This window comes from Paenibacillus sp. BT-177, assembly GCF_025846815.2.
In the GTDB taxonomy this organism is placed as follows: Bacteria; Bacillota; Bacilli; order Paenibacillales; family Paenibacillaceae; genus Paenibacillus; species Paenibacillus polymyxa_C.
Genome location: NZ_JAOYTP010000004.1, coordinates 59,571 through 82,001, shown reverse-complemented (window position 1 = coordinate 82,001; position 22,431 = coordinate 59,571). Strand labels below are relative to the sequence as shown.

Annotated in this window: 23 protein-coding genes and 1 pseudogene; 21 read left to right on the top strand and 3 right to left on the bottom strand. The window is 45.5% G+C overall.

From position 1 onward, the window contains the following. Positions 1-10 precede the first annotated feature (10 nt). The 6 genes from OIU26_RS13880 to mnhG are packed head-to-tail and all read left to right on the top strand — an operon-like array spanning position 11 to position 5,800. Positions 11-2,869 (top strand): Na+/H+ antiporter subunit A, encoded by a 2,859-nt coding sequence (locus OIU26_RS13880; protein WP_264217169.1) that lies wholly within the window; start codon positions 11-13, stop codon positions 2,867-2,869. 1 nt (position 2,870) lies between these two features. Further along, the gene (locus OIU26_RS13875; RefSeq protein ID WP_040101484.1) at positions 2,871-3,206 is read left to right on the top strand and encodes a Na(+)/H(+) antiporter subunit C; all 336 of its coding nucleotides are present in this window, start codon (positions 2,871-2,873) and stop codon (positions 3,204-3,206) included. After that, a complete protein-coding gene (locus tag OIU26_RS13870) occupies positions 3,203-4,678 on the top strand; it encodes a Na+/H+ antiporter subunit D (protein ID WP_264217168.1) in 1,476 nt (491 codons plus the stop codon). The genes OIU26_RS13875 and OIU26_RS13870 overlap by 4 nt, the downstream gene beginning before the upstream one ends. A 6-nt stretch (positions 4,679-4,684) precedes the next feature. After that, positions 4,685-5,161: a Na+/H+ antiporter subunit E gene (locus OIU26_RS13865; RefSeq protein ID WP_040101482.1), complete on the top strand. Its 477-nt coding sequence runs from the start codon at positions 4,685-4,687 to the stop codon at positions 5,159-5,161. Next, positions 5,161-5,454, top strand: a complete 294-nt coding sequence (locus OIU26_RS13860) for a Na(+)/H(+) antiporter subunit F1 (RefSeq protein ID WP_040103739.1) — start codon at positions 5,161-5,163, stop codon at positions 5,452-5,454. The genes OIU26_RS13865 and OIU26_RS13860 overlap by 1 nt, the downstream gene beginning before the upstream one ends. Further along, positions 5,438-5,800: a monovalent cation/H(+) antiporter subunit G gene (gene mnhG / locus OIU26_RS13855; protein WP_264217394.1), complete on the top strand. Its 363-nt coding sequence runs from the start codon at positions 5,438-5,440 to the stop codon at positions 5,798-5,800. Before OIU26_RS13860 ends, mnhG begins: the two co-directional genes overlap by 17 nt. A 424-nt stretch (positions 5,801-6,224) precedes the next feature. On the opposite strand, the pseudogene OIU26_RS13850 reads toward mnhG, so the two are convergent. After that, positions 6,225-6,873, bottom strand: a pseudogene (locus tag OIU26_RS13850) (multidrug resistance efflux transporter family protein); the annotation flags it as partial. Positions 6,874-7,060: 187 nt separating this feature from the next. Between OIU26_RS13850 and OIU26_RS13845 the strand changes: the two are divergent. Then, positions 7,061-8,257, top strand: a complete 1,197-nt coding sequence (locus tag OIU26_RS13845; RefSeq protein WP_264217167.1) for a GTP-binding protein — start codon at positions 7,061-7,063, stop codon at positions 8,255-8,257. Here OIU26_RS13845 and OIU26_RS13840 read toward each other — a convergent pair. Next, positions 8,254-9,120, bottom strand: a complete 867-nt coding sequence (locus tag OIU26_RS13840; RefSeq protein WP_264217166.1) for a LysR family transcriptional regulator — start codon at positions 9,118-9,120, stop codon at positions 8,254-8,256. The two genes, OIU26_RS13845 and OIU26_RS13840, sit on opposite strands and share 4 nt — an antisense overlap. Positions 9,121-9,249: 129 nt before the next feature. On the opposite strand from OIU26_RS13840, the gene OIU26_RS13835 reads away from it, so the two are divergent. From OIU26_RS13835 to OIU26_RS13810, 6 genes are all read left to right on the top strand, one after another. Beyond that, complete coding sequence (locus OIU26_RS13835) at positions 9,250-9,579, top strand: antibiotic biosynthesis monooxygenase family protein (RefSeq protein WP_013370888.1); 330 nt, start codon at positions 9,250-9,252, stop codon at positions 9,577-9,579. 79 nt (positions 9,580-9,658) lie between these two features. Continuing rightward, entirely contained in the window at positions 9,659-10,678 is a 1,020-nt protein-coding gene (locus OIU26_RS13830) for an ATP-binding cassette domain-containing protein (protein ID WP_264217165.1), read from the top strand. Next, a complete protein-coding gene (locus OIU26_RS13825) occupies positions 10,675-11,490 on the top strand; it encodes an ABC transporter permease (protein WP_436449148.1) in 816 nt (271 codons plus the stop codon). Before OIU26_RS13830 ends, OIU26_RS13825 begins: the two co-directional genes overlap by 4 nt. 65 nt (positions 11,491-11,555) lie before the next feature. Further along, entirely contained in the window at positions 11,556-12,230 is a 675-nt protein-coding gene (locus OIU26_RS13820) for a response regulator transcription factor (RefSeq protein WP_264217164.1), read from the top strand. Continuing rightward, the gene (locus OIU26_RS13815) at positions 12,227-13,351 is read left to right on the top strand and encodes a sensor histidine kinase (RefSeq protein WP_058829569.1); all 1,125 of its coding nucleotides are present in this window, start codon (positions 12,227-12,229) and stop codon (positions 13,349-13,351) included. Before OIU26_RS13820 ends, OIU26_RS13815 begins: the two co-directional genes overlap by 4 nt. 578 nt (positions 13,352-13,929) lie before the next feature. Next, complete coding sequence (locus OIU26_RS13810) at positions 13,930-14,502, top strand: DinB family protein (protein ID WP_264217163.1); 573 nt, start codon at positions 13,930-13,932, stop codon at positions 14,500-14,502. Between the two features lie 278 nt (positions 14,503-14,780). Here OIU26_RS13810 and OIU26_RS13805 read toward each other — a convergent pair whose 3' ends face one another. Further along, the gene (locus OIU26_RS13805; RefSeq protein WP_025679071.1) at positions 14,781-15,650 is read right to left on the bottom strand and encodes a DUF421 domain-containing protein; all 870 of its coding nucleotides are present in this window, start codon (positions 15,648-15,650) and stop codon (positions 14,781-14,783) included. A gap of 272 nt (positions 15,651-15,922) precedes the next feature. Between OIU26_RS13805 and OIU26_RS13800 the strand changes: the two genes are divergently transcribed. The 8 genes from OIU26_RS13800 (at position 15,923) to OIU26_RS13765 (ending at position 22,431) form a co-directional block, all read left to right on the top strand. Next, positions 15,923-16,192, top strand: coding sequence for a glutaredoxin family protein (locus OIU26_RS13800; RefSeq protein WP_025679072.1), 270 nt, complete (start codon positions 15,923-15,925; stop codon positions 16,190-16,192). A 28-nt stretch (positions 16,193-16,220) separates the two neighbouring features. After that, positions 16,221-17,561 (top strand): LLM class flavin-dependent oxidoreductase, encoded by a 1,341-nt coding sequence (locus tag OIU26_RS13795; protein ID WP_264217162.1) that lies wholly within the window; start codon positions 16,221-16,223, stop codon positions 17,559-17,561. A gap of 17 nt (positions 17,562-17,578) precedes the next feature. Continuing rightward, entirely contained in the window at positions 17,579-18,109 is a 531-nt protein-coding gene (ssuE, locus tag OIU26_RS13790; RefSeq protein WP_264217161.1) for an NADPH-dependent FMN reductase, read from the top strand. Positions 18,110-18,216: 107 nt separating this feature from the next. After that, on the top strand, positions 18,217-19,107 hold the full coding sequence (locus tag OIU26_RS13785) for a LysR family transcriptional regulator (RefSeq protein WP_016821108.1): 891 nt from the start codon (positions 18,217-18,219) through the stop codon (positions 19,105-19,107). A gap of 160 nt (positions 19,108-19,267) precedes the next feature. Continuing rightward, a complete protein-coding gene (locus OIU26_RS13780; protein ID WP_264217160.1) occupies positions 19,268-20,119 on the top strand; it encodes a transporter substrate-binding domain-containing protein in 852 nt (283 codons plus the stop codon). Positions 20,120-20,195: 76 nt separating this feature from the next. Next, positions 20,196-20,975, top strand: coding sequence for an amino acid ABC transporter permease (locus OIU26_RS13775; protein ID WP_165079934.1), 780 nt, complete (start codon positions 20,196-20,198; stop codon positions 20,973-20,975). Further along, positions 20,972-21,682: an amino acid ABC transporter permease gene (locus OIU26_RS13770; protein WP_013370901.1), complete on the top strand. Its 711-nt coding sequence runs from the start codon at positions 20,972-20,974 to the stop codon at positions 21,680-21,682. Before OIU26_RS13775 ends, OIU26_RS13770 begins: the two co-directional genes overlap by 4 nt. Next, on the top strand, positions 21,679-22,431 hold the full coding sequence (locus OIU26_RS13765) for an amino acid ABC transporter ATP-binding protein (protein WP_025679088.1): 753 nt from the start codon (positions 21,679-21,681) through the stop codon (positions 22,429-22,431). The genes OIU26_RS13770 and OIU26_RS13765 overlap by 4 nt, the downstream gene beginning before the upstream one ends.

Here is a 22,431-nt window from a genome sequence, read left to right as displayed (position 1 = left end):
GTGCTCGATTGTGTTGCATGCTGCAATTTTGATTCCATTCATGCTGGCTGTCCTAATCCCGTTGACCAAGGGCGTTTCGCGCTGTCATACAGGTTGGATAGTCTTGCCCGTACCCATAGCTCTTTTTCTGTACTTCCTGACAAGGATATCGGACATTCAGGCTGGAAATGATACGATATCAACTATATCTTGGATGCCTTCACTTGGGATTAATATTACGTTGCATCTGGATGGACTGAGCCTGCTATTTGCTCTGCTGATTACGGGAATGGGTGCGTTGGTGATCTTGTATTCCATTTATTATCTTAATAAGCGGACGGAAGCGATTCGCCATTTCTACATCTATTTGCTCATGTTTATGGGAGCAATGCTTGGTGTCGTTTTGTCTGACAATTTGATGGTTCTATATGGATTCTGGGAGTTAACCAGTATTACATCATTTCTGCTGATCGCCTTTTGGCACCGACGGGAGAGATCACGTTATGGAGCTCTGAAGTCGATGCTAATTACTGTCTTTGGCGGGCTGGCGATGTTCGCGGGGTTCAATCTACTCTACGTAATGAGTGGAACATACAGCATTCGAGAGATTATAGCCCAAGTCGGCTTATTGACTGAGTCCCCGTTGTTTATTCCGGCGATGCTGCTGATTCTACTGGGGGCGTTTACTAAGTCTGCACAATTTCCTTTTCACATCTGGTTGCCCGATGCCATGGAGGCGCCGACACCTGTCAGTGCTTATCTGCATTCAGCTACAATGGTTAAGGCGGGGTTATACCTTGTGGCGCGTCTTAGCCCCGTATTCGCTGGACAGTCCGAATGGTTCTGGTTGGTTTCACTTTCAGGTCTGGTCACGCTTTTTTATGGATCGTTTAAAGCGATTAAACAAACAGATCTTAAAGCTCTGCTTGCCTATTCCACTATTAGTCAGCTTGGTCTGATTATGTGTTTGCTCGGGCTGGGATCGGCTTCTGCCTTTTTTTCCGATACAGAGGAGTCGTTATTCTATACGACGGCTACTGCGGCGGCCATCTTTCACCTGATCAACCATGCCGTCTTTAAAGGCTCTCTATTTATGGTGGTTGGTATTGTCGACCACGAGGTGAACACTCGGGATCTGCGCAAGCTCGGCGGTTTAATATCCCTAATGCCAGTCACCTTTTCTGTGGCGTTGATGGGGGCTTCCTCGATGGCAGGGTTACCACCATTCAGCGGTTTTCTGAGTAAAGAAATGTTCTTTACCGCTGTGTTGAATATTCGGGAGTTGGATGTTCTGAATACACAGTCGTGGATGATTCTAATTCCGGTGATTGCATGGATTGCCAGTGTATTTACCTTTGTTTACAGTATGATTTTGGTCTTTAAAACTTTTACTGGTAATCTCCAGCCGGAGAAGCTCGATAAAATACCGCATGAAGCACCGCTGGGTCTGTTGATTTCCCCTGTCCTGCTGGTTTCACTCGCTGTGGTATTCGGCTTATTTCCTGATCTCTTGTCTTATTCTCTGATTGAGCCGGCTATGGGCTCGATCTATAACGAGCTATTGTCGCCAATGGAAACCTTCGGTGTCTCCATTCATTTCTGGCATGGTTGGACACCTGAGATATTCATGACACTGGGTGTTATCGCTGTCGGGACACTTCTCTATAGAAGACACAGCCGATTGCGGATTCTGGATCGGGAACGGAACGGTAGCAATTTTCTTAATCTCATGTACGATGGATCTCTTCAAGTGCTGGAACGTGGATCAAACCGCTTCACAAATCTCTACATGACGGGATCAAACAGACATTATTTGCTTTATATATTTGGCTTTTTCGTCATTGCCTTAGGAAGTGCGATGATTGGCACCCAAGGAATATCGCTGGGTATGAGCCACTATGCTCCGTTAGGTTTCTATGAGGCTGTCATTGTTGTTGTAATGCTTCTAGCAGCGTTGGCCGTACCCTTTGCTAAGTCGCGGGTCAACGCGATTTTATTTACTGGTGCAGTCGGGTACATGGTGACTCTGCTGTTTGTTATCTTCCGCGCACCTGATCTTGCATTAACACAAATGATTGTGGAGACAGTATCTGTCATTCTGTTCCTTCTGTGCTTTAAGTATCTTCCGAAGTTAAAAAAGGAGAAGGAGCGTCTGAGCTTTAGATTGCCGAATTTGATTATCGCTGCAGGTGTAGGAATTACGATGACATTCATTGGGCTGGCAGCAATGGGCAGTAGTCCATTCGCTCCTATTTCGGAGTTTTTCCTTAAAGAAAGCTATTCCTTGGCCGGAGGGAAAAACGTAGTCAATGTCATTCTCGTTGACTTCCGGGGATTCGACACTCTATTTGAAATTATGGTTCTCGCTATTGCATCCCTTAGCATTTATGCCTTGATTAACTTGCAAGTGGAGCCTGGCATTACACCCGCCAACAAAAATAAGAAGGGGGGAAGAATGGCTTTTCCGCTCCGGAGTAATGATGTAATCTTGCGAACTATGTCCAAGGTTATCATAATCGTGATTCTCACTTTCTCGATGTATTTGTTCTTTGCCGGACACAATAATCCGGGAGGTGGCTTTATCGGGGCCCTGATGACTTCAGCAGCGCTTATTTTGATGGCGATCTCCTTTGGGATGGACACGGTTCGTAAAGTCCTTCCAGTGGATTATCGCATGATCACAGCGGTAGGGCTGCTCATTGCAATTCTGACTGCGGCTGGCTCGTTTGTTTTCGAGGCCCCTTTTCTCAGCCATGCCTTTGGGCACTTTGATCTGCCTATTATGGGTGATACCGAGCTGGCTACAGCAGTCCTCTTTGATCTGGGGGTATACCTGGCTGTAGTAGGTGTGACCATGAGTATTATTTTTACCATAGGGGGGGATGAGTGAAATGGAACTGATTATGGCTGTAGCTGTAGGTATTTTATTTACAATTGGGGTGTACCTGATTTTATCTAAGAGCCTTCTGCGCATTGTTTTGGGGACTTCCTTGCTAACTCATGGCGTTCATTTGCTGCTCTTGACGATGGCCGGACTAAAGACGGGAGCTGCTCCAGTATTAGGAGGTAAAGCGGAGACTTATGTGGACCCTTTACCGCAGGCGTTAATTCTGACCTCTATCGTCATCAGTTTTGGAGTTACTGCCTTTTTCTTCGTGCTTGCTTACCGTTCATATCAGACGTTGGGCACCGATGAAATCGACAGTGTTAAGGGGGAAGAACGATGAGCAATCTCTTGGCACTACCGATTTTAATTCCCTTGTGTACCGCTGTTATATTGATTTTTATGAAGGAGAGGATTCTGCTTCAGAGGTTCATTAGTACAGTTAGCGCCATTTTGAATATTATGATTGCTCTTGTGCTGATTTACCGCATTCATAGCGGAGGTATACAAACTTTGCAAATGGGGGGATGGGCGCCGCCGTATGGCATTGTGTTCGTGGGGGACATGTTTGCGGCTCTGCTTGTGCTAACCGCTTCGGTGGTAAGCTTGGGTATTCTTATCTACTCCTTCCGCAGCATTGATGCAGAACGGGAGCGTTTTTATTACTACACCTTTTTTCATTTCTTGCTTGTAGGTGTCTACGGATCTTTTCTTACAGGAGATATGTTCAATTTGTTCGTTTTCTTCGAGGTTATGCTGATTTCCTCCTATGCCTTGATTTCACTGGGGGGAACGAAGCTCCAGCTTCGGGAAACCTCCAAATATTTGCTTATTAACATTGTGTCATCCACACTTTTTGTGGCAGCAGTTGCTTATCTATATGCGGCTGTCGGCACCCTGAATATGGCTCATTTGTCTCAGCGGGTTGCTGAAGCGGGGCAGGGAGGCGTACTCAATGTGATCGCTGTTCTGTTCCTGATTGTGTTCTCATTGAAAGCGGGATTATTTCTCTTTTTCTGGCTGCCGGGTTCTTACAGTGCGCCACCGTCTGCTATAAGGGCCTTGTTCGGTGCGTTACTGACAAAAGTGGGACTGTATGCAATCATTCGGACCTTTACTCTTATTTTTGTGAATAATCCCGGCCTCACGCATACGTGGGTCGCTTGGATGGCAGCGGCTACGATGATTCTGGGAGGACTGGGAGCGGTGGCTTATAACGATATTCCTCGTATCTTTAATTACAACGTCATTATCAGTGTAGGCTTTGTGGCCTTCGGTCTGGCTGCAGCGACACCAGATGCATTGAATGGGGCGGTTTTCTATTTGCTACACGATATGTTGGCAAAAGGATTAATGTTTGTTCTTGGGGGCATCATTATCACTGCAGCGGGAACGGATCAATTAAAAGATATGGGGGGCCTCATCAAACGCTATCCTTTAATCGGCTGGATGTTTTTTACACTCGCCCTTGCACTTGTAGGTATTCCACCGCTTAGCGGGTTTGCCGGTAAAGTGTTGATCACTCGGGGCGGATTGGATGCTGGAATGCTGACATTATCCTTGATAGGGCTAGGATCGAGTTTCCTTGTGCTGTACTCGCTGATCAAAGTATTCAGGCTTGCATTTTGGGGGAATGAACCCGAAGGCAACTTGCCGAAGATAAAGCTAAAAAGTGTGAGTACTGTGGCGGCCGGTTTGCTCGTCCTGGTTATATTGATGGGCATCGGGGCGGATTGGGTCTATTCCTATGTTGCACAAGCTGGTGATGTGCTGGCTCATCCCACGCTATACATCGAAGCTGTAATAAAGGAGTAGATGAAGATGGTCTTTCAAATATTATTAAATCTGATGATTGCATTGCTGTGGATGCTGCTTAACAACGACTGGTCAGGGTCGCGGTTCACCATGGGCATTCTGTTAGGGATAGCCATATTGCTTGTTTTGCGTAAGTTCCGTCCAGAACCTTTCTACTTGAAGCGCATATGGGCCATCCTGAAGCTGCTACTTCTGTTTATGCGGGAGCTGATCGTTTCTAGCTTTGCGGTTATCCATCATATTCTCCGCCCGAAGCTGACGATCCGCCCAGGCATTTTTGTCTATGAGACTGCTTTAAAATCAGATTGGGAGGTCACTATTTTATCGTGCCTCATTTGTCTGACACCAGGAACGCTCACTCTGGAAGTATCCGGAGAAGGTCAAATGCTGTATATTCATGCCATGGACATACAGGACGCGACACTGCTTTCTGAGCAAATTAGAGGGACCTTTGAAAAAGCGATCATGGAGGTGACACAGTGATAGTTCCGGCACTTATGACTGCATCACTGGCTATTCTCTCCTTAGCCATATTAGGTTGCTTATACCGTTTGATTAAAGGACCAACCCGTCCAGATAGGGTAGCCGCGCTGGACACGATAGGTATAAATCTGCTAGCTATGATTGCTGTGATTTGTATGCAACTGAGGACACAAGATTTTATTGAAATTGTTCTTGTTATAGGAATCCTGACATTTATAGGAACAACGGCGTTGGCGAGATATATAGAAAGAGATGCCGTCATAGACACTGGGGGTGATGAACTTGATCGGTGAGTTGTTTACTGCGATCCTTGTTTTGTTCGGCGCTCTGTTCTGTGGATTGAGCGCATTTGGGTTGATTCGGCTACCAGATGTTTATTTACGTTCTCACGCCGCAACCAAAAGTGCAACGCTTGGCGTGCTTTGTGTATTAACAGGAGCCTTTCTTTATTTTTTGTTTTATGTAGACGTGGTCAGCATCAAATTACTGCTTGCCATTGTGTTTGTCTTTATCACTTCTCCCGTAGCCGGGCATCTAAATGGAAGAGCTGCCTACCGTTCAGGAGTCCCTTTATGGGAGAACAGTGTTCAGGATGATCTGGCGCCGGTATTGGAACAAAATACATCTTCAAAATCATAGTGCAGGATTGCGTCATGTCTGTCTGGATTGATGCTAAATGTGGAGGGATCATGTGCACAATATCATTTCCGTCCAGCCGTATTACAAGGTGGAAAGAATCGTAACTCCGTTAAAACAGGAAACAGTTATCCATCGTCGAGTTTTACACTTGTATACAACTAAAATTATATCAGCGTACCGGGAGTTTGCTCTTAATGAGGTATATGATATATCGTTTAAAAGTATCGGGAAGGGTTATGGTGTTCTTTATTTGCATACGAAACAAGGTGTATTCCCTTATAATGTAGAATCAGATCCAAAAGACTTTATGATAGAATTCGAAAAAATTGTAGAAAAGTAAGATTGTTCAATTCAAAAGATTTAAAAAGACCGTATCTATTTTTTGCGGTCTTTTTCTAATGCCTGAAGTTACCTAAAGTTTTTTAGCATGTGTAACTTCTACTGTGGCCAGCTTTTGCATATTTGCACGTACCTGATTTGTAGCTTTGCAAAAATAAGATAGTAGCAATTACCCCTGAGAATACGGTCACCAGAGCAGACTGTATGGTCTGATTCTTCTTGGCATTCCTGCGCTGAACAACTCATATAACGAAAGCAATAACCAAAAAGACAGGCTGCTAAAGTCATTCCGAGCACACGTTGATAGCCATCTAACCGCCCCGTACAGACTTCCATCATTTTGCGATTACCTAATGGATAGGCGAAAGAGGCCAGAATTACAGGCAACATACCGAATAAAAAATCTTGAGTAGAAATAGATTGCGACTGCTCGACCTGCATCACAATAATTCCGATTAAAATAACCAGAGACATTAACAGTCCTTGGACGGGGATTTTTCCTCGTACTTTGACAGGGCCATTTTCCGTTTGGACAACCTCGTCAAATAAAGGGACAAGCAATGAACCGGAAATAATGGTTATTTGCCAGGTCCTCGCGACAAACCAACCGGTGAATATGCCGACGCGAAGCATAACGAAGCATAAAATAAAACAAACAGTTCCATAGACCGGTTGAGAACAAATGTAAAAGCAAAAAAGAAAGCCGCTAACACATCTAACCAGATTGAGCGCATAGCATTCTCCTAATTCTTTAAGTATTATCGTTATTTCTCATATTAATTACTTTAGATCATTCATTTCAAGAGTTTCTTTACAGTTGACAAAGCAAAAGGAATACTGTATATTTCTGAATGCTGATTTAATAGTAATAATTACGATTAAATATATCGATAAACCAATATTAAAGGGAGTGCACCAGCAATGAATAAGAAACCAATCCCGGTAACCGTGTTGAGCGGGTATTTGGGTGCAGGAAAAACGACGATTTTGAATCATGTTTTAAACAATCGAGACGGAATGAAAGTAGCAGTCATTGTCAATGACATGAGTGAAGTAAATATAGATGCCGAGCTGGTTAAAAAAGAGGGCGGCTTGTCCAGAACAGAAGAAAAACTGGTCGAGTTGTCTAATGGTTGTATTTGCTGTACATTACGTGAAGATTTATTGCTTGAGGTCAAGAAGCTAGCGGAACAAGGCGAGTTTGATTATATATTAATTGAATCTACGGGCATCAGTGAACCCGTCCCCATCGCTCAAACCTTTACCTACGCCGATGAAGGAACGGGCATTAATTTAGCTTCGCTGGCAAAACTGGATTGTATGGTAACTGTAGTGGATGCGAACCGTTTCTGGCATGACTTTGAATCAGGAGAAACGCTGCTGGATCGTAAGCAGGCTACTGGAGAAGATGACACACGTGATATCTCGGACTTGCTAATTGACCAGATTGAAACTTGTGACGTATTGATTCTGAATAAGTGCGATCTGGTTCAGCCCGCAGAGCTGGACAAGCTGGAGGGTGTGCTGCGGAGATTGCAACCTGAAGCCCGAATCATTCGCACTTCCAAGGGAAAGGTCGCGCCTTCGGACATTTTAAATACCGGGCTGTTCAACTTTGACAAAGCTAGTCAATCCGCTGGATGGATTCGCGAGCTGGAGCTGGAAAGCCACACACCGGAGACGGACGAATATGGAATCAACTCTTTTGTTTATCGGCGTAGAAGACCGTTTCATCCTGCAAGATTGGCAGAATTTATGAGCTACTGGCCGGAGGAAATCGTTCGCGCCAAAGGCTTGGTCTGGATTGCAGCCCCTCAGGATTGGGCGGCGAGCATCAGCCAGGCAGGGCCATCTATTCAATTTGGTCCAGCGGGAAGTTGGCTTGCGGCGTTGCCAGAAGAAGAACGGCAGGAAATCATCGCGGCCAACCCTGAGGTTCTGGACCATTGGGATGAGCAGTGGGGCGACCGCATGAACGAAATCGTTATGATCGGTATCGGATTGAATCGGCTGAACTTGGAAGAAGAGCTAGATGAATGTCTGCTGAACGATAGCGAAATGGATATGGACTGGTCCAGCTTTGAGAATCCGTTGCCTTGGCCAACAGGAAGAAGCTAGTTGATCCATTCAGTAATAAAGTCCATACACTTTTTGGCGGCTGGAGCCATGTTCTTTAAGGAGACAGTAGCGATACCAACGGAACGGGAATATCGTCCATCCAAGGGCCGAATACAAATGTCATAAGGGTTTTGGACTAAAATCATTTCGGGAAGGATACTTACGCCCAGGCCATTTTGCACCATAGCCATAATGGCATGATCATCTTCTAATTCATATTTGATTTTCGGAACAAGCTTGTGCTGGGAAAAAATTCTCTGTACATCTGTATCACAGCCTGAAGCCGGCATAATGAAGGGTTCATTGAGAAGCTGATCCACACGTATGCTTGCCTGCTCCCGAAGCACATGATTAGACGGAAGTACGCACAGCATTCTTTCTTTTTTTAACGGTAATACTTCCAGTCCATCGAGAGTAGGCAGATTAACGAAACCAAAATCAGCTTCTCCGCTGGCTATCCAATGCTCTATGTCATGGTAGTTCCCGTCGAGCAATTTTAGTTCAATAAGTGGGAACTGCTCGTTAAACTTTTGGATGATCCCAGGCAACCAATGGATGGATACACTTGAGAATGTACCTATCTTTACAGTTCCGGTCTCCAGTCCTTTGATGAGGGCGACCTCTTGATACAGCTTTTCATTCATTTGGATGATTTCTCTGAAATGCTTCATCAGACGTTCTCCGTTGCTAGTCAATTGGATGCCTGAACGTCCTCTAATTAAAAGAGTTAGGCCCAATTCATGCTCCAAAGCAGAAACGGCATGGCTAATAGCGGATTGTGTAAGATTGAGAAGTACTCCTGCTTTGGTAAAGCTTCCTGCTTCTATTACGCTAAGAAAGACCTTATATTTAAACAAATTCATGTGTCCTCCAACATAGAATGAAATATATTCATACATAGTATCATATATATTCATTTTTTTATCTCAGCTTTGTAGTTATAATCGAACTTGAGAAAATACCGATTAACTATTAATTTCTGGGAGGTACCTATGAGTTCAATTGCAAAAACACCACAGCCCCCTTATTATGCAGCTATTTTTACTTCTGAACGTACGGAAGGGGATGGCGGATACGGAAAGATGGGGGACAAAATGGTGGAACTGGCTGCCAAGCAGCCTGGATTTCTAGGTGTGGAAAGTGTTCGTGACCAAAACGGAGTGGGCATCACCGTGTCCTATTGGGAGTCCTTGGACGCTATAAAACATTGGAAGGATAACGAGCTACACAAGCTAGCACAGGAGAAAGGGAAATCTGATTGGTATAAAGCATTCGGTTTAAGAGTGAGCAAGGTAGAACGAGATTATTTTTTTACAGTGTAAATAATTAAGTAAAAGGTCTGTTCATATTCAGTTCATAAAAGTGGATTATTCTTTCTATAGAAATCGTTGTAGGGAGGAAATGAAAGTGGATTATACAGACAAAAAAGAAACCCTGGCCATTGAAGCAAGAGGACTAGTTAAAACTTTTGGTGATAAGTATGCGGTACATGGTGTCGATCTAAATGTGCGTGCCGGCACGATCTACGGAGTGCTTGGTCCCAATGGGGCAGGTAAGACGACTACCATCCGAATGCTGTCAACGTTATTGCGACCTGATGGGGGATCGGCGCGTATTTTTGGACACGATGCAGTAAAGGAACCGCAGATTGTTCGTCAATTAATTGGCGTAACGGGTCAGTACGCATCGGTCGATGAGTCGCTTAGTGCTACCGAGAATCTGATTATTTTCTCCAGGCTGCTCGGACTGGAACGTGCTGAGGCACGTCATAAGGCAGCGGAGCTGCTAGAGGAATTTGGATTGTCTGAAGCAGCCAAGCGACCGTTAAAGCATTTCTCCGGAGGCATGCGCCGCCGACTGGATTTGGCCGCAAGTCTTATTGCCAAGCCGCCACTAATCTTTCTGGATGAGCCGACTACCGGACTGGACCCGCGCACGCGTGTTCAGATGTGGGACACGATCCGGCGTCTGGTGAAGACGGGTTCCACCGTATTGCTCACGACCCAGTATCTCGATGAGGCGGATCAGCTTGCTGATCGAATTGCGGTGATCGATCATGGTCGGGTAGTCGCCGAGGGGACGGTAGACGAACTGAAAGCGGCAGTGGGGTCGTCAACTCTGCAACTCAGAGTGCAAAATCAACAGGATATCGGAAGGGCTGCTCGAATCGTTGAACAAGTGCTTTCAGTCAAGTCCAGCGTGTCGGTGGAGGCTGGAAAAATTATTTCTCCGATGGCTAATGCCGATCGGGTGACGGACCTGCTGATTGCTCTCCGTGCCGGAGAAATTCACCTGGCAGAGATGAGTGTGCAAAAGCCAACGCTTGACCAGGTGTTTCTGTCCATCACTGGCCAAGGCGTACAAGTAAATGAGCAGCAGACGGCCCATGAAGCACCTGCCGTAGAGGGGGTGAGAGCATGAAAAACACTACTGCTATGACAGCTTCTCATCGCACCTTGAAAAAGTCTGTGAGTTTCAAACAGGCGTTCGCCAACTCCATGACGATGGCCTACCGGGGCATTCTGAAGATCAGGCATACTCCTGAGCAGTTGTTTGATGTCACGCTCCAGCCGATTATTTTTACTCTTATGTTTACCTATATCTTTGGCGGGGCTATCTCAGGAGACGTGCAGCATTATCTACCGGTCATCATTCCAGGCATCCTCATCCAAACAGTCATCTCGACCTCCGTCGTTACCGGTGTGCAACTGCGGGAGGATATGGACAAGGGAGTGTTCGACAGGTTCAAGTCACTTCCGATCGCACGTATTGCCCCTTTGGCTGGAGCTCTGCTGGCCGACAGTCTTCGTTATACTATTGCGACTGTACTTACCTTTGCCATGGGGTATATTTTGGGGTATCAACCAGAGGGAGGACTGCTGAGTGTTGCGATCGCTGCACTTCTGGTCATCGTGTGTTCCTGGGCGGTCAGCTGGATATTCGCCTTCTTTGGCGTGATTGCCCGCACGGCCTCAAGTGTACAGGGTATCTCCATGATTGTTCTGTTTCCACTTACCTTTATTTCCAACGCATTTGTGCCTGTAGATACTATGCCTAGCTGGCTACAGTGGTTTGTGAACGTCAACCCGATTTCACATCTTGTGAACGCGGTTAGAGAGCTTGCGAATACGGGGATGATTGGCGGAGAACTGGCGATTTCTTTGCTTGGGGCGGCAGTTATTGTGGCGATTTTCGCCCCGCTTACAGTTCGTGCTTATATGCGTAAAGCATAGGAAGGGGAACTCTTGACGAGGATGAGAGATTCAAGGCAGAGTTAGTCTGTAGTTAGGGGGTTAAAATGACACGTGTATTAGTGGTTGATGATGACCCGCATATTCGTGAACTCGTCGGACACTTTCTGAGACTGGAAGGTCTGGAAGTCGTCGAGGCGGTGGATGGTTTGGACGCGATGCGCTTGTTTGATGAAACTAAGGTTGATTTGCTTGTCCTCGATATCATGATGCCAGGGATGGATGGCTGGGAGCTGTGCCGTAAGCTGCGCGAGCAGACCGAACTGCCGCTGCTGATGCTTACTGCCAAAGGCGAGACGTCACAGATTGTAAAAGGCTTCGCGCTTGGAACGGACGATTATCTTGTTAAGCCCTTCGATCCTATGGTGCTTGTTGCACGCGTAAAGGCTTTACTAAAACGCTATCGGATCATGGCTTCAAAATCGGTGACTGTCGGAGATCTTGTCCTGCGCAGCGATACATTTGAATGTCAGGCTGGAGAGCAGGGAATTACCCTGCCACGCAAGGAATTTGAACTGCTCTTCAAGCTGGCAAGCTATCCTGGCAAAACCTTTACACGCGACCATTTGATCGAACAGATCTGGGGTTATGATTACGAGGGAGACGAAAGAACGGTTGATGTGCATATCAAGCGCCTTCGGGAACGATTTCCGGAGGCAACCCAATCCTTTGCGATCCGTACGATCCGGGGATTGGGGTATCGGCTGGAGATAAGGCAATGAAGCGGGAACCGGGGTTCCTTCGTATCCTTGCAAGATTCATGCTCGTGTTATTGGTGCTGTATCTTAGCTGGACTGCTGCGTATTTTATTACGGCGGTGATCTATTCACGCTTGTCATGGACTCCGCATGAATTGTTCGTCTATCTTATTAATGCGACACTTGGCTTTTTCTTTTTCGGTATAATTAGTATGACTGTGAGGCGCTTTATCCAGCCTAGAGAACAGCATTTTTTTACCGAAATGATCGATGCTTTAAAGCGAATTTCAGAAGGGGATTTTCACATAAATCTGGGATGGAACTTTGGCACGAGAAACGGAAACCATGATAGGACACATCCTTATGTACAGCTGGTGGACAGCATTAATGATATGGCGGCAAATCTGAAGGTCATGGAAGAACTGCGGGAGGCGTTTATTTCAAACGTATCCCATGAAATTGGCTCGCCCCTGACCTCAATCATTGGTTTTGCTAAGGCGCTCAAGGACGATAATCTGGATCGGGAGCAGCGGGACCGATATTTGACGATTATTGAGACAGAGTGTATTCGTCTATCCAAGCTAAGCGATAATCTGATGAAGCTGGCGGTGCTGGATTCGGAGCGGCATCCGTTTCATCCGTCCTCTTATCGGCTGAACAAGCAACTGATCTCGCTTATCCTCGCCTGCGAACCGCAATGGGAGGCTAAACAAATTGACATGATTGTGGACACCCATAACGTTCAGGTCAACGCGGACGAGGATCTAATGGGCCAGGTGTGGGTGAATCTCCTTCACAATGCTATTAAATTCACCCCACAGGGTGGAAGCATATCTGTTTCTCTTTCAAGTAATGGTAATCAGGCAGTTGTCTGCATTACTGATACAGGACCGGGTATCAATGAACAGGATCAACAGCGCATTTTCGAACGATTTTATAAAGCAGACAAGTCACGAACCCGAACCGCAGGAGGTAGCGGCTTGGGACTTTCCATCGCCCATAAAATAACGGAGATGCATAGCGGCTCTATTTCTGTGTCCAGCAAGGTGGGGGAAGGAACGGCGTTTACAGTATTGCTGCCTCTGCAAGAGGAAACAGTAAAGGGGAACAGCAACCATGAAATGAGCGGAAATAGTGGTGATTAACCGGGCTATTGCTGACACTGGTTATGCAAGCGTTGATATAGGTTCGACACAGGCGAAAGAAGTTCATCATGATTTATACAATGGTGGGTTTAGACTACAAGCGCTCGGTACAATTACCTACAGCATGGCTGGTACTACTAAACAACAGCTTACGAGTTCATTTGGGAGAATGATTTAAGAAGAAATATGGGACTCCTTACCTTGTTGGGTCATATTAATCTGTAAAAAAATCAAGAAGACGTTTCTGGTACATCTGGAAACGTCTTCTTGATTTTTCATTTTCCAAATCCATTGGCTAAGTGTATGACGTTTAGGAAAGAGTCAGATGTTAGCGAATAATAATGACTGAGATCAATAAAGTTATAGACTGGCGCACTGGCGACGAGTGGCCCGCATGCGCGGCTGCAGTTGCGCTCCCCAGCTCTTCGGGAATGAATTACAGCTTTGCGATCGGCGCAATTAGAAAATATAGTTTTAGACTGGAAAATAAAGTATAAAAGATATAAGCTACAAATATGCTTTATTCTTGAGCCCTCTCATATGATGAGAGTAATTCAGTATTTGAGGAGATGATCTTGATGAACAAGAACATAGGGATTAAGGATATTTTGGTAAGGTTCGACGAGATTTCGAAGCATTATGTTCGGGAGCTGGACAAGTATAGTCTGGCGGAACTGTGTCGCAAGCCAAGCGAGAACGAATGGTCGCTTGGGCAAATGTACCTGCATCTGCCCCATTCCACGCTGAACTTGCAGCTCCGTCTTGCGGAGCAGTGCATGGCGCTCGGTGGCGGCAGCGAGGAGGGCGGCGGGAAGACGGAGGCCTGTCATGCCGTGTTTGAGCAAGGGAGCTTCCCACCGATTCGCATTCAGGTACCTGCCGACTTGCAACATACGCCTCCTCAGCCAGAGAGCAAGGAGCAGCTTGTCGCCAAGCTGGAGGAAGCAAGGCGCCGCATGCATGAGATTGGGGCGTCGCTACAGAACATAGACCCAGAGCGGCTGCAGCGAAAGGCGACTCATCCGGCCGTAGCCTTCGGCGCGTTAAACGCGGTCGAATGGTTCACGATGGTGGAGATGCATTACCGTCATCATCTTCTTCAAAAGGAGCGGCTGGACGCTTTCTTACAAACTGCAGAGTTATTAGACTAACGGAACACGAAAGTTGAATGTTGACCACAACAGCGGCCAGTCTAGGATTTTATTTTCGCGTCCTTATCTGCCGCTGTTGCATTTGTCGGTCAGTCTAAAACATATTTCTCAAAAGATGACGACCTTTGAAGTGGACAATCGCGTAAAATCAGCAACTCCAGTCTACAACTTTATTTTCTTCGAACATCAGAGCCTTTACGTCGCTATGTTTGTTTCAGCAAATTTGATAGAAAGCAGGGGTGTTTCTGGAGTTTATTCTTACGGGCCATTCGTATGTGTCAGGAATTAGATGTATTTATCGGTTTCATCTCTTGAATAGCTTCTTTCAAACTTTGTGAGCATTGCTCGTATAGCTGTTTTCTTTGCTGCTCACTGGAACCAGATGCTAGCTTTTGCAGTTCTGTAGTGCATTGTTCCAAAAGAGTCAGTACAGCTTGATTAGAGTCTTGTACCTTGGACTGTTGTACATTATCACTATATTGGTCAATATATAGTTCTCCTTGCGTGTCCACCTGGGCAAAAAACACATCTTTGACCGTCAAACTCTTTTCCTTTAGCTTGGCATCCAGCCATTGCTGAGTAATCCCCATATATGCCATTTGTTGTTCCATGAGTTGTCCGTCCATAATGACAGCTGTGGGTTCCTTCTCCGGTAATTGCAGCATATTCAGATCCTTAAGCGTTACAGGCTGCTTGTCTTTGGTTAACAGCACATTGACTTCGCCACTAGTTTCCATAAGAGCAAATTCTACATCAGCTACTTTGAACACATTCTTACTTCGTAGCTGCTCCATCAATTCATCTAGGGTAAGTCGTTCCTTTCTCAGATTATCCTCTAAAATTTTGCCGTCTTTGATTAGAACTGTCGTCTTTCCATCTGATAAATCCCTGACTTTCTTGCTTTTAATTTGCAAAAATTCAATGCAAAGTGTTGTCAGTACCCATACGGCTAACGATACGGTACCCAAGTACCAGGAGGATTCGCGTTCCAAAGGTATAGAAGCAGCCAAGTTACCGATGGTGATTCCGGTTATATATTCGAACAAGGAAAGCTGTGATACCTGACGTTTTCCAAGAATCTTGGTAATCACAAAAAGAATAACGATGGCTAATAACGTACGTAAAGCTACAATGGTCCATTCCTGCATTTGTTCAACCTCATTTCATTTCGCCACAAGGGCGCTACTATTCCAAGGATGTCCGCGCCAAGTCCCATTTAAACTCCAATTTATCTAAATTTAAATATACAGGCTGTCACCAAACCGATTAAATACAATATAAAATTAAAATTTTCTATCGTTCAATTACCATTGTCTATTACACAAGCGATTGACGGAAAAGAGGGAGCAGGATACATTATAGATATAATTCTTATTTAATTCATCGGGATTATAAACATTAAACTCACGGAGGTATGTATATGTCGTCCAAACCTAAAGTTGTAGTGTGGAGCAAAACCGGCTGTCATTTTTGTGGAGAGATCAAATCGTACCTGAAATCCCAAAATCAGCCGTATGAAAATATCCAGGTGGACGGAAATGATGCACTGCGTGATGTGTTGGAGACCAAATATGGTATTCGTTATGTTCCTGTCGTAGAGATAGGTGGAGATAACAAATATGAAGCACTTCTTAACCCGGATCTGGAAGAGCTGGGTAAAGTGCTGGAAAGTTATAATCAAGCGGTATAACAATTATATTCAAGAGAGGTGGAAGAGCATGGCTAAGAATAGACAAATTAAATTGGGTGCGATTATTCACGGTGTTGGGGGAAGCATGACGACTTGGCGTCACCCTGATGTACCTGCGGATGCAAGTGTTAATTTTGATTTTTATAAAACGCAGGCACAAAAGGCAGAGGAAGGGAAGTTTGATCTCGTATTTATCGCAGACGGTCTGTTTATTAACGAAAAATCCATTCCTCACTTTCTGAACCGTTTTGAGCCAATTACGATTTTGTCTGCTTTGGCTGGGGTGACGAAGCATATCGGATTAGTTGGCACATTGTCGACTTCCTATAGCGAACCGTTCACGGTAGCACGCCAGTTTTCTTCCATTGATCATATTAGCGGAGGTCGTGCAGGCTGGAATGTGGTGACTTCCCCGCTGGAAGGTTCTGCTCTTAACTTTAACAAAGGTGAGCATCCATCGCATCCACAGCGCTATAAAATTGCCGAAGAATATTTGCAGGTTACTAAAGGACTGTGGGACTCGTGGGAAGAGGATGCGTTCGTTCGTGATAAGGAAGCCGGCGTATTCTTTGATCCCGACAAGCTGCACACACTGAACCACAAAGGTGAGTTTTTCTCTGTGCAGGGTCCGCTAAACATTGGACGATCCAAGCAGGGACAGCCGGTTATTTTCCAGGCAGGTTCCTCAGAAGATGGCAAAAACCTGGCTGCCAAGGAAGCGGATGCCGTATTTACAGGACATGAAACATTGGAGGAAGCACAGCAGTTTTACCGTGATGTGAAGGAACGTGCAGTACGCTATGGCAGAGCGGAAGAGGATATTGTCATTTTGCCGGGCATTTCGCCGATTATTGGCAGCACGCCAGAGGAAGCGGAACGTAAGTATGAGGAGATTACCAATTTAGTAACGATTGAGGCTGCGTTAAAATATTTGGGGCGTTTCTTCGATCATCATGATTTCTCACAATATCCGCTGGATGAGCCATTCCCTGAGCTTGATGGTATTGGCAGTAATTCATTCCGCAGCGGTACAGATAAAATCAAACGAACAGCCAAGGAACAGAATTTGACGCTGCGTGACGTTGCGCTACGTGCAGCTACGCCGAGAACCTCTTTTATCGGAACTGCTGAGCAGGTGGCAGATCGAGTGCAAGAGTGGTTTGAAAGAAAAGGGGCAGACGGATTCATTATCGGTTCCGATGTGCCAACGGGCCTACATGATTTCGTAAATCTAGTTGTGCCTATTTTGCAGGAGCGCGGTATTTACCGTCAGGATTATGAATTTAGCACATTGCGTGAAAACCTGGGCGTACCGATTCCTGAGAATCGTTATACAGCAGCCAGATCCAAAGTGAAAGTTGACGCATAACAGAAGGAGGGAATGAGATGTCCAAGGTTGTCATCCTATCAGGCAGTCCATCTACACAATCCCGTTTGTACGGCCTGATTCACTATGCAACTGAGCAGTTACGGGAGGCTAGAGCAGAGGTTACATTACTGAATGTGGTCGACTTGCCAGCTGAGGATTTGATCAAAGCTAACTTTAATAGTCCCGACGTCACAGCATCGCTTGCGTTGCTTGCAGACGCAGATGCCGTCATTGTGGCTTCGCCAGTATATAAAGCCGCCTATTCAGGGCTATTGAAAATATTTCTGGATCTGGTTCCGCAGGAAGGTCTGAGAGAGAAGCCTGTCTTGCCTTTATTTATCGGCGGTACACTGGCCCATCTGCTGGTCATTGACTACGCCCTGAAGCCGGTGCTCAACGCGCTGGGGGGAAGACATATTCTTGGTGGGGTGTATGCGGTGGATCAGTGGGTCGAGCGCCTGCCGGGTGGAGCATATGGATTGTCCGAAGAGTTGGTTGTACGATTGGACCGTTCGGTTAAAGAACTAAATGAACTGTTAAAGTTATAGATATTTTCAATATTTCCATTGACAGGTCGTTCAGTGAGTTTTATGATACAAAAAACCAAGTTAACTCATTGGATAAATGTATATAAAACTTACTGGGGGACTTGCGTATGAATATCGAGAATATGGAAGCCTTTGTATACGTGAATCATTATGGAAGTTTTAATAAGGCGGCAGAAGCGTTGTTCTTGTCACAGCCCTCTGTCACAGCACGGATTCAGACGCTGGAACGCGAGCTTGAGTGTAAGTTATTCGACCGTCAAAGCAAACAAACGATTCTAACGGAGGATGGACGAAAGTTCCTTCCTTATGCAGAGCAGATGCTCCAAGTGCTGCAAAAAGGGAAGCAAAAGCTTCAACAGCGCAAGAAAGCCCCTCAGCAAATTCGAATCGGCTGCACGATATCGGTGTCGAACTACATTATTCCTGAAATATTAAAGCAGCTTCGTGCTCGGTATCCGGAAATCAACTACAAAATTGTGACGGCTACGACGGATCAACTGGTACATAAGCTGTTGAACCGTGAGGTAGACATTAGTTTTGTCCGTAAAGTGATGCATCCGGCTATTCGTACGCTTGCCTTTTATGAAGACCCGATTTCCCTGTATGTATATGAAGGCCACCCGTTTACGAAGACAGGTAAGGCTAGCATACAGGATATCCAACGTGAAACACTGGTGTTTTTCGAATGCGGATCATTAGATTGGATGAGGATTCATCGATCTTTTGAATCACTGGAGCAGCCACCGGATATCGCTTTTCAGGTAGATAATGTGGTCACCGCCAAAAAGCTGGTATTGCAAGAGGCGGGCATTGCCTTTTTGCCGGATGTCTGTGTGAACCGTGAAGTGAAGGATCAGAAGCTGTTCCGCATTCATGTTCCAGAGGTGGCTGGGGTATCTATGCAGATTAGCATAATCGCGACCAAAGAAGACTGCGCAGTGACCTCGGATTTTGCAGATGCACTGACAGAAGGCTTCCGGGAGGCTGTTTTGTTATAGAAAAGTTCTATAGGTTGGTGGATTGACGTATTGATTTCCAAGTGTTAAATTAATCACATCCTAAAACCGATTAAGTTTATAGGAATTATAAAATATGAAATGTTATAGCTATCATGTATGTCGCAAACTGCTGATATGCAAAGAGATGAGGGGGATTCATATGAAAAAGTGGTTTGCAATATTGTCTGTTATGGCAATCATTCTGGTGTTGGCAGGCTGCGGTTCCTCAGATGACACGTCTAGTGCGTCAGGTTCAAGCGGAGACGTGAAGAAAATTATCGTAGGCACAGGCACTCAATTTAAAAATGTATGCTTTATTGACGAAAATGGAAATTTAACAGGCTTTGATGTGGAGCTGATTAAGGAACTGGACAAGCGCCTGCCTCAATACGAGTTTGAATTCAAAACAATGGATTTTGGAAATCTGCTGCTCAGTCTCGATGCCGGCAAGATTGATATGGTATCGCATCAAATGGAGAAAAACCCGGAACGCGAAGCCAAGTATCTGTTTAACAAAAATCCGTATAGCATTTTTCTGAACAGAGTGGCTGTAGCAAAGGATAATAATAGCATTCATTCCATTGATGATTTGAAAGGGAAAAAGGTACTCACCAGTCCAACCAGTAATGCGGCGTATGTGCTGAAAGAATATAACAAAACCCATGGAGATGCTCTGAATATCGTGTATACGTCTGGTGCAGCCAATGATACAGTGCAACAAATTACGAGCGGTCGTATAGATGCGACCATTACGACAGATTTTGCGAACCGTTTTAACACTGATGAAAAAGGAGAAGTAGCATTGAAAACCGTTGGTGATCCTTTGACTCAATCAGATGTACTGTATGTACTGAACAAAAATGAGCAAGGATTGGCGGATGATCTGGACAAAGCCATTCAGGAAGTGAAGGACGACGGCACGTTGTCGAAGCTGAGCATCAAATGGCTTGGAGAGGACTTCACGAAGTCCCTGGAGGATGTGAAAAAAGAGGGCTCCAGCAGTAAGAAGTAAGGATAGACTTGGACATTTCAGCGGTCAGGGTACTTCATGTATTCTGACCGCTGATGTATAGAAAGGAGGCAGGCATATGAGCAGAGAGTTCAATATTGATTATGTTTTTAGCTTTATCCCGAAAATGCTGTCCTATTTGCACATCACCTTGTTTATTGTGGCAAGCTCGCTTGTGTTGGGACTGATCATTGGTCTGTTGGTTGCGCTGCCTCGCATGTATAACATTCCATTTCTCAAACGTGTTTCCCAGGTGTATGTTTCCTTTTTCCGTGGGACCCCGATTCTAATTCAATTGTTTCTGGTGTATTACGGCCTGCCAGAGCTACTAAAGCTGGTGGATATCAATTCCTCCAGATGGGATGTGTTGTGGTTTGCCGTAGCGACCTACGCGCTCAATAGTGGAGCCTTTATTTCCGAAATTATCAGGTCTGGCGTAGGTGCTGTAGATCGGGGACAAATCGAGGCTGCACAGTCAGTCGGCATGTCAGGCTCTCAAACTTTTACACGTATCATCTTGCCGCAAGCGTTGGCTGTAGTGGTTCCGGTATTTTCCAATCTGGTCATTGGCAATCTGAAGGATACCTCGCTGGCGTTTACGATCGGTGCGATGGAGATGACAGGAAAATCGCAAACATTGGGTTCGGCTACCCAGCATTTTGTGGAAACGTATATCGCGTTGTCCCTTATCTATCTAGTGATCAGTCTAATTGTACAAAAATTATTCAAGGTGCTGGAAAATACACTTCTCCGGCATGAGCATAGAGATTCAGTACAGAAAGAGCCCGCCAAACGAAAAGGTTTTGTGGTGCGTTACCTGAGAAGTCCTCGTCTGAGTAAAGGAGGTAAAGGCATATGAGTCTGGACTTTGGATTTGTATACACCGCCTTTTTAGGATTGTTCTCCGCGTTGCCCAACACTTTAATCATTACAGTGGTTTCCGTGCTGGCAGGGTTGGTCATCGGGATTATAACGGCATTGGCACGAATTTATAACGTTCCTGTGTTGTCCCAGATCTCTCACGGTTACGTTACTTTTATCCGAGGTACACCGATGCTGATGCATCTGCTGCTTATTTATTTCAGTTTGCCTTTGTTGATTGATGCAGGAGCGAAGCATTTCGGATGGTCACTGCAATCCAAAGACGTTCCTTATATGGTATTTGCACTCATTTCGTTCTCCATTACCAGTGGCGCCTATATGTCTGAGGTCGTCCGTTCTGGAATCCAGTCGGTCAACAAGGGGCAGATTGAGGCGGCTTATGCGGTTGGTATGACGACATGGCAAGTATTAAGACGCATTGTATTTCCGCAGGCATTCGTGGTGAGTTTGCCGAACCTGACGAATTCTGTTATTGGGATGCTGCATGGTTCTACCTTGGCCTTCACCGTTTCGGTCACAGAAATACAGGCTCAGGCTGAAATTCTGGCATCCACAAACTGGAAATATTTAGAGGTGTATATTGCGGCAGCCCTGCTATTTTGGGGATTGACGGTATTGATTGAGCGAATATCCGGCTTGGTGGAGAAAAAAATCAATGTGTTTAATGGAGGTCGAGCATCATGATCCGTCTGCAAAATATTACAAAGTCGTTCGGCAAACATGAAGTGCTCAAAGGCATTGATTTGACCGTGAACAAAGGCGAGGTCGTCGTTATTTTAGGACCAAGCGGTTCAGGAAAAACAACCTTGCTACGCTGCATTAATTATCTGGAAAAGCCGAATGACGGAGAAGTCAGCATTGGAGATTTTACCGTGAATTGCAAGCGACCTGCGAAGAAGGATGTTGTGGCCTTGCGTAAAAAGACAGCTATGGTCTTCCAGCAATATAATTTGTTCAAGCATAAAACCGCGCTGGAAAATGTCATGGAGGGACTTGTTGTTGTCCGCAAGGTTAAGCAGGAGGAAGCGAAAAAAATCAGTATTGAAGTGCTGGAAAAGGTTGGCCTCGGCGAAAAACTGAATCATTATCCGAGCCAGCTATCCGGTGGGCAGCAGCAGCGTGTCGGCATAGCGCGTGCTTTGGCGCTGAACCCGGAGGTGATTTTATTCGACGAGCCGACTTCGGCGCTGGACCCTGAGCTGGTGGGTGAGGTGCTGTCGGTAATCCGTAAGATTGCGAAGGAAGGCATAACCATGATTGTCGTGACACATGAAATGGGCTTTGCGCGCGATGTTTCAAACCATGTGGTATTTATGGATGGCGGTCATATTATCGAGGAGGGCACACCAGACGCCATTTTTAACCACCCCAAAGAGGAGCGTACCCAACAATTCCTGAAACGAATTACACCAGAATATAACTATTCAATTTAG